General features: G+C 74.3%; 1 protein-coding gene. It reads right to left on the reverse strand.

Annotated elements, in window-relative coordinates; translation table 11 throughout:
• The coding region (locus U9983_RS25195; protein ID WP_322756394.1) for a DUF222 domain-containing protein at positions 1-720 on the reverse strand (720 nt) is incomplete at both ends.

Raw genomic sequence — 720 nt, forward strand, 5'->3', positions numbered from 1 at the left:
GAGTAGCCGCCGCCAGGTTGCGTTGTCGGCCAGGTTGCGGGCGAGCCCGGCGGGGATCGGTCCGTAGCCGGCCAGTTCGCCGGGGGTGTCGGCCAGCCCCGCCAGGGTGCCCAACGGAATCAACACCCCGACCTCGACCCGGATCGGGTCGTCGTCGCGGTGGCGGCCCAGCAGAATGTCGGTGAGGACGTCGGCGCGGCGTTCGTCCATACTCCGGACATCCTGCGCGTCGCCGGCGCGGCGGGCCAACGCGTCGATGCGCTGGTAGGCGGCCTGGGCGTCGGGGGCGGCCAGGAACGCCGAGAGCTCGGCCATTCCATCCTCCAACGGCTGGAGGCCGACCCGACGCCCTCGGCGTTGGAGCTCGTGGCGCTGTGCGGCACCGTCGGGGTCGACTGCGAGCACCGCGCGGCGCAGCGCCTGGCGGAACACCGCGTGGCTGGCCCGCCCGCCCCGGGCCAGGATTGTGGCTTCGACCGCGGCGGCGTGGGCGTCGCAGAGCGGTTCGGTGGCCTCGGCGACCGCCCGGACCCTGCCGAGATCGAGGATGCCGGCGGCGAGGGCCGCCAGGGTTGCGGGTAGCCGGTGGGTGACGGCGTGGGCGAGGGCGAGTTGGGTGGCGGCGGCGTGGTAGGACAGGTTGAGTTCGGCGGCGACTTCGTCGGGGGCGAATTCCCCGAACGGCCGTTGCGGGCCGGTTTCGGGGCGGAGGTGAGCGAA

This window comes from Protofrankia sp. Cas3 (assembly GCF_963555955.1).
GTDB lineage: Bacteria > Actinomycetota > Actinomycetes > Frankiales > Frankiaceae > Protofrankia.